This window comes from Pseudarthrobacter sp. J1738 (assembly GCF_050490315.1).
Taxonomy (GTDB): domain Bacteria; phylum Actinomycetota; class Actinomycetes; order Actinomycetales; family Micrococcaceae; genus JBNPEO01.
In genome coordinates, this window is the sequence record NZ_JBNPEO010000019.1 from 1 (window position 1) to 12,662 (window position 12,662).

Annotated in this window: 12 protein-coding genes and 1 pseudogene; 10 read left to right on the forward strand and 3 right to left on the reverse strand. The window is 62.0% G+C overall.

Going from position 1 to position 12,662, the window contains the following annotated elements; all coding sequences use genetic code 11:
* A partial coding sequence (locus tag ACQR35_RS14550) for a transposase (protein WP_430269233.1) occupies window positions 1-263 on the reverse strand: 263 nt, incomplete at its 3' end.
* A gap of 163 nt (window positions 264-426) precedes the next feature.
* Here ACQR35_RS14550 and ACQR35_RS14555 point away from each other — a divergent pair.
* From ACQR35_RS14555 to ACQR35_RS14565, 3 genes are all read left to right on the forward strand, one after another.
* On the forward strand, window positions 427-1,557 hold the full coding sequence (locus ACQR35_RS14555; protein WP_430270458.1) for a tyrosine-type recombinase/integrase: 1,131 nt from the start codon (window positions 427-429) through the stop codon (window positions 1,555-1,557).
* Window positions 1,558-1,780: 223 nt separating this feature from the next.
* A complete protein-coding gene (locus ACQR35_RS14560) occupies window positions 1,781-2,395 on the forward strand; it encodes a helix-turn-helix transcriptional regulator (protein ID WP_430267759.1) in 615 nt (204 codons plus the stop codon).
* The gene (locus ACQR35_RS14565) at window positions 2,392-2,943 is read left to right on the forward strand and encodes a DUF6036 family nucleotidyltransferase (RefSeq protein ID WP_430267758.1); all 552 of its coding nucleotides are present in this window, start codon (window positions 2,392-2,394) and stop codon (window positions 2,941-2,943) included. The genes ACQR35_RS14560 and ACQR35_RS14565 overlap by 4 nt, the downstream gene beginning before the upstream one ends.
* Window positions 2,944-3,089: 146 nt before the next feature.
* Here ACQR35_RS14565 and ACQR35_RS14570 read toward each other — a convergent pair whose 3' ends face one another.
* Window positions 3,090-3,695, reverse strand: a complete 606-nt coding sequence (locus ACQR35_RS14570) for an alpha/beta fold hydrolase (protein ID WP_430270459.1) — start codon at window positions 3,693-3,695, stop codon at window positions 3,090-3,092.
* 140 nt (window positions 3,696-3,835) lie between these two features.
* Between ACQR35_RS14570 and ACQR35_RS14575 the strand changes: the two genes are divergently transcribed.
* The 7 genes from ACQR35_RS14575 to ACQR35_RS14605 all read left to right on the forward strand — a co-directional run bounded on the left by ACQR35_RS14575 (window position 3,836) and on the right by ACQR35_RS14605 (window position 12,385).
* Window positions 3,836-4,891, forward strand: a complete 1,056-nt coding sequence (locus ACQR35_RS14575) for a LacI family DNA-binding transcriptional regulator (RefSeq protein WP_430270460.1) — start codon at window positions 3,836-3,838, stop codon at window positions 4,889-4,891.
* 171 nt (window positions 4,892-5,062) lie between these two features.
* Complete coding sequence (locus ACQR35_RS14580; protein ID WP_430270461.1) at window positions 5,063-6,025, forward strand: ABC transporter substrate-binding protein; 963 nt, start codon at window positions 5,063-5,065, stop codon at window positions 6,023-6,025.
* 77 nt (window positions 6,026-6,102) lie between these two features.
* Window positions 6,103-7,635, forward strand: coding sequence for a sugar ABC transporter ATP-binding protein (locus tag ACQR35_RS14585; protein ID WP_430270462.1), 1,533 nt, complete (start codon window positions 6,103-6,105; stop codon window positions 7,633-7,635).
* Window positions 7,628-8,674, forward strand: a complete 1,047-nt coding sequence (locus ACQR35_RS14590) for an ABC transporter permease subunit (RefSeq protein WP_430270463.1) — start codon at window positions 7,628-7,630, stop codon at window positions 8,672-8,674. The genes ACQR35_RS14585 and ACQR35_RS14590 overlap by 8 nt, the downstream gene beginning before the upstream one ends.
* Before the next feature lie 92 nt (window positions 8,675-8,766).
* Window positions 8,767-10,116 (forward strand): hypothetical protein, encoded by a 1,350-nt coding sequence (locus ACQR35_RS14595; protein ID WP_430270464.1) that lies wholly within the window; start codon window positions 8,767-8,769, stop codon window positions 10,114-10,116.
* 233 nt (window positions 10,117-10,349) lie between these two features.
* Window positions 10,350-11,306, forward strand: a complete 957-nt coding sequence (locus ACQR35_RS14600; RefSeq protein ID WP_430270465.1) for a carbohydrate kinase family protein — start codon at window positions 10,350-10,352, stop codon at window positions 11,304-11,306.
* A 557-nt stretch (window positions 11,307-11,863) separates the two neighbouring features.
* The gene (locus ACQR35_RS14605) at window positions 11,864-12,385 is read left to right on the forward strand and encodes a recombinase family protein (protein WP_430270466.1); all 522 of its coding nucleotides are present in this window, start codon (window positions 11,864-11,866) and stop codon (window positions 12,383-12,385) included.
* A 120-nt stretch (window positions 12,386-12,505) separates the two neighbouring features.
* Here ACQR35_RS14605 and ACQR35_RS14610 read toward each other — a convergent pair.
* A pseudogene (locus tag ACQR35_RS14610) lies at window positions 12,506-12,662 on the reverse strand (integrase core domain-containing protein); the annotation flags it as partial.

The following is a 12,662-nucleotide window of genomic DNA, read 5'->3' on the forward strand; positions in this document are numbered from 1 at the left end:
GAAACTTTTTTTAGGAATTCGTTCTCCCGTTCCACTTCACGTAACCGGATTTCCATCGCCTTGTACTTCGCTGCATCAACCGGGGTGTCCGGTGTTCGGGCGCCGCCAGTCTCGCCTTCACGGTCGAGCCTGATCCAGCGTTTGAGAGCGGTCAGGGAAACGCCAAGCTCAACGGCTACCAGAGCTAATGGCCGGCCAGAGGAACTAGCCAACGCAACAGCATCAGCCTTGAACTCATCAGAATAGGTGGGTCGAGAAGACATGAGAACAATCCTTTCAAAGACTGTCTCAGATCAGTAGTACACCTCAGTGTTGCCGTGAGTGATCCGGGCCCTCGCGTGCCGGGTCAGGTCTCGTCGTGGCCATACCCCATGGTAGGTCAGCTTTGCTGCTGACCACGGATTCGCGTAGGCGTAGCCTGTTCTTGTGGCCAGCATAGTTGAACGCGCCCGCTGGGATGGGACTACTGCATTCTCGGTACGGTGGCGGGACTACAGGTCCGGTCATCAACGCCGTCTGACCGTCAAATCGGAGCAGGAAGCCCTCAACCTTGTGCGATACCTGAATGACAACGGGCAGATGCCGGAGTTGCCTCGGCCTGCCGACCAAACGGGGAAACAGGGCGTTCCGACCGTCGCGGAAGTTGTCCAGGAGCATATCGACCTGCTGATTCGTCCGTCCCTTGGGACTATCGGGTCGTATCAGCGGATGCTTGACCTGCGGATTCGAAACTCGATAGGTCACATACCAGTTGACGAGTTCGGGTACCGGGACGTCATACACTGGGTCAAGGGCATTTCCGTCGCAGGTGTCGCACCTAAAAGCATCAAGAACATGCACGGGCTGCTGTCAGCTGCAATGAAGACCGCCGAGTTGCTCGGGTACATTTCCCGCAATCCCTGCCGAGGCGTCCCCCTCCCCACGGTTGAAAGGGCAGACGACGACGCTCTGTTCCTCACCCATGCCGAGTTCAGCTTGCTCACTGAAGGAATGCAGCAGTACAAGACTTTGGCTCAATTCCTAGTCATGACAGGGGCCAGGTTCGGCGAGGCAACCGCGCTCAGGGTCGCCGATATCGATCTGCTCTCTAAACCGCCGACCGCTCGCATCAACAAAGCGTGGAAACGCGACGGGCAATCCCGCTATTACCTGGGCCCGACCAAAACCAGGGCAGGAAAGCGTAGTGTCGGGCTCAATCCCGCCCTGGTAGACCTGCTCATTCCTTTAGTGGCAGACCGGCCCGGCAGCGAGCTGCTGTTCACAACGCCCGGCGGCCAGCGAATCGCTCACAAACCCTTCTGGCAACACCACTGGGTGCCAGCTGTCCGTGCAGCGCAAGTGCAGGGCCTGACGAAAACCCCGCGAATCCACGACCTGCGGCACACACATGCCTCCTGGCTCATCCACGACGGTGGAATTTCCCTGTTCGCGTTATCACGACGTTTAGGCCACGCATCCGTTCGAACGACCGAGCAGGTGTATGGACATCTCATGCCTCAGGCGTTGCAGGATGGCGCCGACGCGACCGAAAGGTCCGTCAGGGGCCTCAAGTTATAGATTCGCTTAACCCGTTTCGTTCTTCTCCGCTGGAGCCCGGGCGGCGGACCCTGCCCCACTTCGGGACCAGCTGTGGGAGTCACTGTGAGGAGGCATTTTTCAGGCGTTGGTCCCAATTTTTTTCTCGTGCAGCCGAGACGCTATAGGCGCGCGCGGACAACCTGAAGCCCAGCCATCAATCGCACACTATGATGGATTTATCCGACATGGAAGTGTGGTCGCCGTGAAGAAAATCCAGGACGCGCGGGAACTTGGCGAGCAGGTGAAAAGTCACCGGCTCCATGCTGGCCTGTCCCAGGAGGCACTTGCCCGTTCAACCGGTGTCAGCCGTTCAACCCTCATTGATCTCGAGCAGGGCAGGAACGTCTCCATCAGCACCGCCCTGAAGGTTCTTTCCCAGCTGGGAACCTTGCTGGCCATCGAGGAGGCCCCTCGGGAACCGGGGCTCTACTGGACCGCGGAAACGGCAGCCCGTGAGATCAAGCGGGAGCTGCGCAACGGCGATCCGGATTTCGCCATGCGCGTCCTCTCCATGGCCGCCAGTTATTTCGACCATCTCAATTCCACTGACCGCCGACGATTCCTCCGCACCCGGCCCGCTTCGACTGGACGGAAACGCTGGGATGCCCTGCTGGCCAGGACTTTCGCCTACAAATGCCATCAGCACGGACTGAATGAGCCGGTCTGGACGAGCACCCCACCGCTGGAGTCGAAATGGTATGCAACCCCGCGCAAGCACGTCTCGCCTGCCTGGAAACAACGAATGGCAGAACGAACGCCCGTTGAATTCGCCGAAGCGAACATCGTCTTCGATGCCGCCAACCTGGCCGCAGCATGAGAGCAGGACGCCGCGCATCTTACCGATCCGATGACATCCGGGAACTTCTCATAGAACTGTCCCACCGGCTTCATGCCAGAGGCGCGGGCGCAAACATCTATCTCGTCGGCGGAGCCGCGATCGCCATCGAGTTCGACTCCCGTCGCTCCACAACAGACATCGATGCCGTGTACCACCCCGAGCAGACGGTGCAGGACGCAGCCACGGACATGGCACAAGAAATGGGCCTGGACCCGCGGTGGCTGAACAACGCCGCCCGGGCCTACATCCCGGACGGACAGGACACGGAGGCGGCGGAAGTAACGATTGCCGACAACCTCGTGCTGCGCGTCGCCTCACCAAGGTTCCTCTTAGCCATGAAGCTCGCCGCCGGCCGCGACCGAGACATCCCCGACATCGCAGTGCTCTGTCGCGCCCTGGGCATAAGCACCGCCGAAGCGGCCGTAGACGTAGCAGTCGAACTCTACGGTGAGCACTCAATGCAACTCACTAACCGGGAGGACCTGCTCCTCGTCGCCCAAGAGGCCCTGGACAGCAACAGCAACTAAGGCGCGCAGCTTGACGGAATCTTCATTATCGGCGTTCGGTTCGGGCTGTCGTTAGACGAGAGTGTCGTGCTGCATTTAATGCAGGTTGCAGCTGTGATTGCGCGTGGTGTGGAATTCACGTTTTGCAGGCCGCGTCGGCGATGTCCTCAGCTTGGGTGAGTGCTGTGATTGAGAGGGGGGCCGTGGCCTTCGCTTTCGATGACGATGAGCCCGCTGGTGTTCCATTTTTGATGCAGTTGCCAAGCGGTGGCTGCTGATCCGCTGATGTCTCGGCGGCCGTGAATAAGATGGCCCGGGATGCCGCTGAGTTCGCGGATGCGGGGAAGGATCTCGTTGCCGCAGGAGAGGAATCCGTCGTTGGCCCAGTAGCGAGTGACCAGCAGCGCGAAGGTCATCCGCTGCGCCTCGTCGTCAAACAGCGGACTTGGGACCCATGCACGATCCACCGAGACATGGGTGGTTTCCCAACGGTCCCACGACAGCGCGGCCCGCCTGGCGTCTTCGCGGTCGGGGCCGGAAAGCCGGCGGGCGTAAGCGTCGATCACACGCTCACCAGGTTGGGCGTGGGATTCTTCGACGAATCGGGCCCATTCCTCTGGAAAGACCCATCCGATGTCCTCGGTGATCCACTCGATTTCCTTCCGGCTGCTCGTTGTCACGGCCACAAGCGCAGCTCCATGGACCCTGGTGGGGTGTTCCAACGCATAAGCCAGAGCCAAGGTACTCCCCCAGGACGCCCCGTGACGATCCACGGGACGGTGATCTTTTCGCGAGTCGACGCGCCCTCTTGACGTGTTAGCACCATCACAGTACCGTTGACCCTAATCCTTTAGGTAACGCGACCGGAAAGTTGCGAAACCTAGTTCTAAACGATTAGGAAGAACCGCCCGAAATGTCGAAGAAGCCAACGCTGCGGGATCTGAGCGAAGTCACGGGGTTGTCGTCCTACACGGTTTCCCGGGCACTGAGCAACGGTGCTGATGTCTCCGATGCGAGCAGGAAGCTCATATTGAAGGCCGCGAGGGAGCTTGGTTACGTCCCGAACCGTGCCGCGCAGGAACTCCGGAAGAAAACACGCAACACGATCGCTGTTATCACGGCGAGTACCTCGAATTACTACTACCTCGATCTGATGAAGGGCATACAGCGGGTCCTGGCCGGATCCAACCGCAATGCGGTTGTGGCCGATATTGCCGCAGAGGGCGTTTACACGGCTGAGGTGGAAGATGCCACAATTCAGGATCTGATCCAGTCGCGGACGGCGGGCATCATCACGACGCTGACGCTGAGTACCGAGAACATCAAACTCCTCGAAAGCTGGGACATCCCGGTGGTGTTCGTGGACTCGGCACCGCCGGAGGACGCGACGCGGGTTCCGAGCATCCTCACGGACAACTATGCGGCCAGCATGATGGCGGGAGCCCACTTGGCGCAGCACGGATATACGGATTGGCTTTTCCTGGCCTACCCTGGCCGCTGGTCCACCCGTGCGGAGCGGGAGCGCGGACTACAGGAAGCTGCCCTCAAACACGGGGCCCGACTTCGGGTGTTGGAGACCGAAAACGACTCCAAATCAGCGCACCGCACACTCTCTTCTTACCTTGACGCACCGGCGCAGACCCTGCCGAGGGCGATCATTGCGGGAAATAACCCCCTGCTCCACGGCGTCCTCACGGTGCTCCAAGATCGCGGAATCGCCGTCCCCGGCCAAGTGGCACTCATTGCATTTGATGAGTTCGCCTGGGCACCGTTGCTGGATCCGCCGCTGACCGTGGTGGATGAGGACAGCGAATCGATCGGGGTTCTCGCCGCGCAGACGTTGACCCGGGTCCTGGACAGCCAGATTGACGCCGACCGGCGGGGTGTGCCCCCTGTGCCCGACTATCGTCCCGAGGACCGCCGGGAGGTGAGCGCCGACCTGATTGTGCGGCGGTCCTGCGGCTGCTGACTCCATCTCCGCCAGAGCGGAGAGAGCAAGAACAGGTTCCGGACCCCTCAACAACCGGACCGACCCGAAAGTCCCGGCCCCCAAGGGAGCCGCCACAACACCATCCATATATTTCACCGACCTGACCGGCCACGACGGACCAACAGGTTCCGGTTCAAAGGAGATCCGACAATGAATCAGCTCGCCAAGAAATCCGCAATCTTCGCCGCCAGCGCCGCACTGGCAGCGCTCAGCCTAACCGCCTGCAGCTCGGGCGACGCCCAGCCCGCTGCCAGTACGCCGAAAAAGATCGAGAAGATCGGCCTCCTGGTCCAGGACATGTCAAACCCGTTCTTCTCTGCCATGGACAAAGGGGCCAAGGAAGCCGCGGCGAAGATCGGCGCGACCTCCAACACCCAGGACGCACAGCTTGACCTGGCGAACCAGAACTCCCAGATCGATACGTTCATCCAGCAGGGCGTGAACCTGATCGTCATCAGCGCGGTGGATGAAAACGGCATCCAGCCGGCGATCGAACGGGCGAAGCAGGCCGGGATCATCGTCATCGCCGTCGACACGCCAGCCAAGAGCGCCGATGCAGTGGTGATGACCGACGCCGTCCAGGCCGGCGAAAAGTCCTGCCAGTACCTGTTCGAACAGATGGGCGGAAAGGGCAATGTCCTCCTGGTGGACGGCACCCCGCTTCAGACGATCCGGGATCGGATCACCGGATGCAAGAACGTCGTGAAGAAATTCCCCGACATCAAAATTGTCGGTCAGCAGGCCTCAAAGAATGACCGCGCCTCCGGCCTGGCCGTAACCACCGACATGCTCACCGCCACCCCGGACGTCCAGGGAGTTTTCGGGATGAATGATCCTTCCGCCCTCGGTGCCGTGCTGGCGGTCCAACAGGCCCACAAGGCCGGCACCGTAAAAGTTACCGGCGTGGACGGAAGCCCGGAGGCTGTGGCCGAGCTCAAGCAGGCCGGATCCCCCTTCGCCGGAACCGCGACGCAGAACCCGGCCGAGATGGTTCGCAAAGCCGTCGAGATCGCCCAGGACATCGTCGACAACAAGCCCCCGACGGAAAAGACGGTGCTGATCCCGAGCGAGCTCGTGACTCGGGACAGCGTCAGCCAATACAAGGGCTGGTAACCGCTCCATCATCCCTGTGTGGGGGTCGCTCCGCTTCTGCAGCGGCCCCCACACTGCCGGACCGAGAATAGGCCACCATGACCACAACATCCGTACCCCAGCCTCTGCTGCAACTGGAAGCCATCACCAAACGCTTCGCCGCCACCCTCGCGCTGAACAACGTCCAATTCGACCTGCGTTCCGGCGAGGTGCATGCCCTGATGGGCGAGAACGGCGCCGGAAAATCCACCCTGATGAAGATCCTGGCCGGGAACGTCGCCCGCGATTCCGGCCGCATCCTGATGGACGGCAACGAAATCGACATCCGCTCCCCGCAGGAGGCCGTTTCCCATGGCATCGCCATCATCCATCAGGAGCTGAACACGGTTCCGGCGATGACAGTAGCCGAAAACCTGGCACTCGGGCGTGAACCTGTCACCCGGTTCGGAGCCTTGGACCGACGCGCCATGATCGCCCAGGCCCGGGAAAAGCTCGCCCGGGTCGGTGCACGGATCGACCCCCGCAAAGAGCTCGGCGAGCTCAGCATCGGCATGCAACAGATGGTCGAAATTGCCCGGGCCGTCAGCGAGAACGCCAAAATCCTCGTCCTCGATGAACCAACGGCTGCTCTCTCACGCACGGAAACCCTCCACCTTTTCGCGATTATCAACGAACTGCGCGCTTCCGGAGTCGGCCTCGTCTACATCTCGCACCGCATGGAGGAGGTCTGGGAACTTGCCGACCGGGTCACCGTCTTCCGCGACGGGACGTACGTCGGTACGCGCGAGAAGAACGAGATCAGCCCGCCCGATGTCGTACGGATGATGGTCGGGCGAGACCTCGAGGACCTGTATCACCACGACCGGCACAGCCCAGGGGACGTCATGCTGGACGTCCGGGAGCTTACCGACGGAGCCGGCATCGGGCCGGTCAGCTTCCACGTACGCTCCGGCGAAGTGGTCGCTCTTTCCGGGCTGATCGGGGCTGGTCGGACCGAAACGGCACGGATGATCTTCGGCGCGGACCGGCCCCGCGGCGGAACGGTCACCGTCCAGGGCAAGGCGGCGTCAGCGTCGAGCCCTGGCCAGGCAATTGCCCGGGGAATCGCCATGGTCCCCGAGGACCGCAAAGGCCAGGCATTGTTCGTGTCCCATACTGTCGAGGACAACATCGCGGTCAGCTCACTGGGCAGCCACGTCAACGCCGGAGTGCTCCAGCGCGGCAGAATCCGGACGGCCGTGAAAAAGCAGATGGAACGCCTCCATTTGCGTCAGAACGCCCTACGGCTGCCGGTCAGTGCACTTTCGGGCGGAAACCAGCAAAAGGCGGTGTTGGCCCGCTGGCTGATGCGCGAATCCAACGTGCTCATACTCGACGAGCCCACTAGAGGTGTGGACATCGGAGCGAAGAGCGAAATCTACGAAGTCATCAATGACCTCGCCAGGGCCGGCAAAGCGATCCTGGTCATCTCATCTGATCTGCCCGAAGCCATCGGCATCAGCGACCGCCTCCTCGTGATGCGCTCCGGCCGGATCGTCCAAGAGCTCAACTCCCGCACCGCAAGCGAAGAGGACGTTATGTCCCACGCAACCGGTACCGCAGCACAAACAAACGGAGAACGTCATGACTAACAAGGCTCTCAACCCACAGGACGCGGACGTCCGGCCTGAGGCGGCACCCCCGCCCAGCCGTGGCTTCGACTTCGCGTACTGGTGGGACCGCGTCGGCATCCTCGTCGTCCTGGTGGCACTCGTGGTGCTGATGGTCGTCATCGCGCCTAATTTCGCGAGCGTCAACAACCTGCTCAACATCGCACGGTCTATCTCGATCAACGCCATCCTGGCTGCCGGAATGACATTCGTAATCCTCGCCGCCGGCATCGACCTCTCCGTCGGCTCCATCCTGGCCGTGGCCGGGGTCGCATCGGTCATGACCGGCATCGCGGGACTGCCCGCACCCGTCGCGATCCTCGTCGGCATCCTCACCGGGGCGGCTGCGGGGCTGATCAACGGCATGCTCATCGCGTACATGTCGCTGGCCGCCTTCATCGTCACCCTCGGCACCATGACATTCCTGCGCGGCGCTGCATTCACCATGACCGACGGGCAACCCATCGTCTCCAACACCCTGAGTTTCCGCGACCTTGGCAACGGGTACATGGCCGGCATACCGGTCCCCGTGGTGATCATGGTCATCGTCTACGTCGTGGCGTGGTTCGCCTTGGAACGCACCCGGTACGGCCGGCACGTATACGCTGTCGGCGGCAACGCAGAGGCCGCCAGACTCGCCGGCATCAACGTCAAGCGAGTCCTCACCTCCGTATACGTCATCTCCGGGGCCTGCGCCGGACTGGCTGGCGTCATCTTCTCTGCCCGGGTGGTCTCGGCACAGCCCACAGCGGGCACCGGCTACGAGCTGGATGCCATCGCGGCGGTCGTCCTGGGCGGCACCAGTCTCGTCGGCGGGCGAGGCCGCATCTACGGCACCCTCATTGGTTCCGTCATTCTCGGCGTCCTGAGCACGGGGCTGATCCTGATGAACGTCCAGTTCTTCACCCAGCTGCTCATCAAAGGCCTCGTCATCATCCTGGCAGTGATCATCGACAGCCTGAAGCAACGAACGCTCCGCATGCCGTGGTCCCGGGCCGTCGCCGCCCAGCCGCCCGCGTAAACATACTGCCGAAGCCTGCCCGACCCGACCAGCCCGGCCAAGAACCCGGAACAGCCGGAGATGCAGCACACCCCCAAGCGAGAGGAAATCCCGTGGCATTGCCCACCATTGTCCTGAAGGACACGCTTCCCGGACGCCGGATCAATGAACCGGTAACCTTCACCGTCGACGCCGAACTAACGGAAAACCTCTGGACGGCGACCACCAACACCGGAGAGACCCTGATTTGCCAGCGGCTACACGCGCAGCCCGTGGCGGGTAAGACCAGCTTCATCACCGTCGTGTCCTTCGAGGGAACCCTCGAACTCACCCTGGACGCGCCGGCAACGGGACACGTCGAAGGAATCACCGAACGGGAACCCGTCGAACCTGACGCCTTTGTGCGCCTCGATACCGGATACTTCGACCTCGAAATGTGCTCGGGCACAGCCGAGGGCACCGGATCCTCAAAGTGGGGGCTGCGCCACTTCGCCACCCTGAAAGAAGGCATCGACCTGCTCCCCTCAGGCAACAACGCCATCGGGGGCTTCTACGGCCCCTTCTTCACCCCCGAAAACGGCCTCATCAACCCGCCCGAGCACACCACCGTCACAATCGAAACGCTCGAATACGGTCCCGTTCTGCATCATTACCGGATGAACGGGACAATCCCGGACGGATTGCTCGACGAACTCAAGGGCAAGACGTTTTCCATTGACTGGAAATTCACCTACGGCACGCCCCACTTCACCCGCAACTACCGGATCGATGACTTCCAGACCGTCATCAACGGCCGCTCAATAACGAACAAGATCACCGTCGGCGACGAATTCGAGGCCGGCCAGGGCGACGTGGTCTTCGACCGCTTCGAAGCATACGGCGGCACCCGCTACCGCTCCGGCGACCCGTACGCGGCTGAACTCGCCACAATGGTCGACGAAACCATCGCGGCCTCCACCTCAGACACCGCCAAATTCGAAGAATTCCGCCGCCAGCTCAGCGGCAATATTGAAGCAGCCCACTGGGACCTCTATTGGCGGCTGTTCTGCAGCTGGGAAGGCGCGCTCGACAACGACGAGATCCGCGAACGGCTGGCCCGGGTCCGGGCCAGCTCACACGTGCTCGCGGATCTGCCGGACCGCCAATGGACCATCGCGCGTGAGCCCGTCGATGTCTCCAGCGTGGCCCACGAGACGATCTTCCCTGGACCGGCCTCTAAAACGGCCGAATTCCATTCGACACTCGGCAGGGCGATGATCTGGTGGACCTCCCAACCGTCGGGAGCCTTCCAGATCGTGCAACGGCGCCAATCCGGCTGGGTCAACTGGGGAACCAACGGTGAGAACGAGTGTCCCGAACTCCCCGTGGGCGTGGAGATCAAGACCGCCTATGGCGCGTTCGCCGACACCTGGCAGCACATGGCAGACCAGCTCGAGACCCCACCCACTATCCAATCGGCGTGAGCACCAGCGATAGCTCTCTCCAATATGATTCCGCCCGGAACGCTCTGGCTGGCTGGCCCAGCCGAAGGAGTTAGCTGACATACAGGCCGTAGCAGGTTGCTTGTTCACCCAGAATCGCCACTCTCGTTCCGAGGGGTACCGCTAGACCTGGCCCGCTGCGGACCCCTCGTCTCCTCCCAGCCTCCCGTTCAAGTGCCTCACGAAGGTACGCGGGATCCAGAAAGGCGCGCTCCATGCTTAGAACCCATTCCAGCGACTCCGTCGCGGCTATCCCGGATGTCATCGTCGTCGGCGAATCCTTAGTCGACATCGTTGCTTCCGCCCAAGGTACCGTTGAGCACCCGGGCGGATCACCGGCCAACGTTGCCTACGGACTGGGGCGCCTCGGCGTCAGCACCGGCCTTCTGACGGCGATCGGCAACGACGAACGCGGCCGGGCCGTAGAGGCACACCTCGAAAACGCCGGCGTCATGCTCGTTCCCGGCTCCAAGTCCCAGGGCCGTACCGCCACCGCCACCGCCACCCTCGCCGCCGATGGCTCCGCCCGCTATGACTTCGACATCCACTGGGAGCTGCCGCCCATAGCCCCGACATACCTTCCCAAGGTGCTCCACACGGGCTCGATCGCGACCTTCCTTGCTCCGGGGGCAGCTGCCGTGAAAGCGTTGCTGGAACAGTCCCACCGTGAATGCATGGTCACCTACGATCCGAACATTCGGCCCGCAATGCTGGGCGGCCATGCTGAGGCCAGATCTATTTTTGAAGAGATCGTGCCACTAACTGACGTGGTCAAGCTCAGCGATGAGGACGCTAATTGGCTCTACCCTGAGCTGCAGCTCGAGGAGACCGCCACGCGGCTCCTCGGACTCGGCACCGAGCTCGCGGTGGTCACCAAGGGTTCCGAGGGCTCGTTGCTGGCTACCCCGGCCACCCGACTGCATATACCCGCCATCAGATCCGAAGTGGCGGACACGATTGGCGCTGGGGATGCCTACATGGCGGCCCTGATATATGGCTTGTTGGCGCGCGGGACGGACGGACTTGCACCGGCCGTGCTGGAAGCCATAGGCCTCACGGCGACCAAGGCGGCAGCCATCACCGTCCGCCGGCCGGGCGCCAACCCGCCCACAATGGTAGAGCTGCTCGCGGACCTGCCGGAATTGGCGACACTCACCGCAGTCGGCGCCTAGAAACGATGCAACGCAGGCTCACCTACCACTCGTGTGGGGTTTTCGGGCCGATGGCCGCAAGTCCGTGCAGAAGCGGCACGGCCCCGTCCGACCAAGTGCAGGAGGGCGTTGCCTCCACAACCACCGGGCACCCGCTCTTGGGAATCTTCCCAAAGTTTGGATTTTGAATAGGCCAGCCGCTGTTAGGCTCCGTTGATTCAGTCCTGGCCCTGCCGGCTCCCCCGGGCAGTCACGTACCTATCCCTTGGGATCGGGCCCGTGGGGTGCAGGGCATGGGTGAAGCCATTGAGCAGTGAAAAGCCCTTTATGGCTGTCGAGATACCGGTTCCCGGCCGAGATCCGCCGGGGAGCCCGACCACCAGAGGGGAGGGCATCCGTTGAGGGGCGCTCCCCTCTATGTCTCCGGCTCCGGCACCGGTGGATCTTGTTCTAAGTAGCCTTAAGTTCCCAACCGGATTGAACTACACCCCAACCTGACGGCCGAGGCTCTTGGTCTTGACTTCCTTGCAGGACGGGTCTAGGACTCAACCTCACAGGCAAAGGGCTGTGAGGAAGCAGTGACCGGACAACGAATCGGGTACGTGCGTGTGAGCACTCTCGACCAGAACGAGAAGCGCCAACTCGAAGGTCAGGTTCTGGACCGGGTCTTCACGGATAAAGCCTCGGGCAGGGACACTGGTAGGCCGCAACTCACGGGACTGCTGCGGTTCGCCCGCGACGGTGACACCGTTGTGGTCCACAGCATGGACAGGCTCGCCCGAAACCTCGATGACCTGCGTGCTCTCGTCCAGGGCCTCACCCGCAAAGGGGTGCGCGTGGAGTTCGTGAAAGAAAGCCTGGTCTTCACCGGCGAGGACTCCCCCATGGCCAACCTCATGCTCTCCGTCATGGGCGCCTTCGCCGAATTCGAACGCTCCCTCATCAGGGAACGCCAACGGGAAGGCATCGCTTTGGCTAAACAGCGCGGCGCCTACAAAGGTCGGAAAAAGACCCTCACACCGGAACGAGCCGCCGAACTGGTTCAGCGCGCCAGTGACGGGGCTCCGAAAGCCGTTCTTGCTCATGATTACGGGATCTGAGGTGTGTCAAGGATCCGGGACAGTTCGTTAGTTTCTTTTTGGTTAGGCAGCAGCGGGTAGCTGCTGGTTTTGGGTCATGAATTTGGCCATGGCCGCAGCTGGTGGCAAGCCGTCATTGTGGGTGTGGGGTCTGTGCCGATTGTAGAAGACCTCGATGTAACGCATCGTTGCCCGCCGTGCGTCTTGCCGGGTGGGGAAGCTGTAGTGGTGGTAGAACTCGTTCTTCAGTGACGAAAAGACAGACTCGGCCACGGAATTGTCCCAGCACACTCCTTTG

Excerpts from the sequence above, each read along its gene's own strand:
- ACQR35_RS14565 (WP_430267758.1), top strand. The coding sequence starts at position 2,392 with ATGAGAGCAGGACGCCGCGCATCTTACCGATCCGATGACATCCGGGAA.
- ACQR35_RS14575 (WP_430270460.1), top strand. The coding sequence starts at position 3,836 with ATGTCGAAGAAGCCAACGCTGCGGGATCTGAGCGAAGTCACGGGGTTG.
- ACQR35_RS14580 (WP_430270461.1), top strand. The coding sequence starts at position 5,063 with ATGAATCAGCTCGCCAAGAAATCCGCAATCTTCGCCGCCAGCGCCGCA.
- ACQR35_RS14585 (WP_430270462.1), top strand. The coding sequence starts at position 6,103 with ATGACCACAACATCCGTACCCCAGCCTCTGCTGCAACTGGAAGCCATC.
- ACQR35_RS14590 (WP_430270463.1), top strand. The coding sequence starts at position 7,628 with ATGACTAACAAGGCTCTCAACCCACAGGACGCGGACGTCCGGCCTGAG.
- ACQR35_RS14600 (WP_430270465.1), top strand. The coding sequence starts at position 10,350 with ATGCTTAGAACCCATTCCAGCGACTCCGTCGCGGCTATCCCGGATGTC.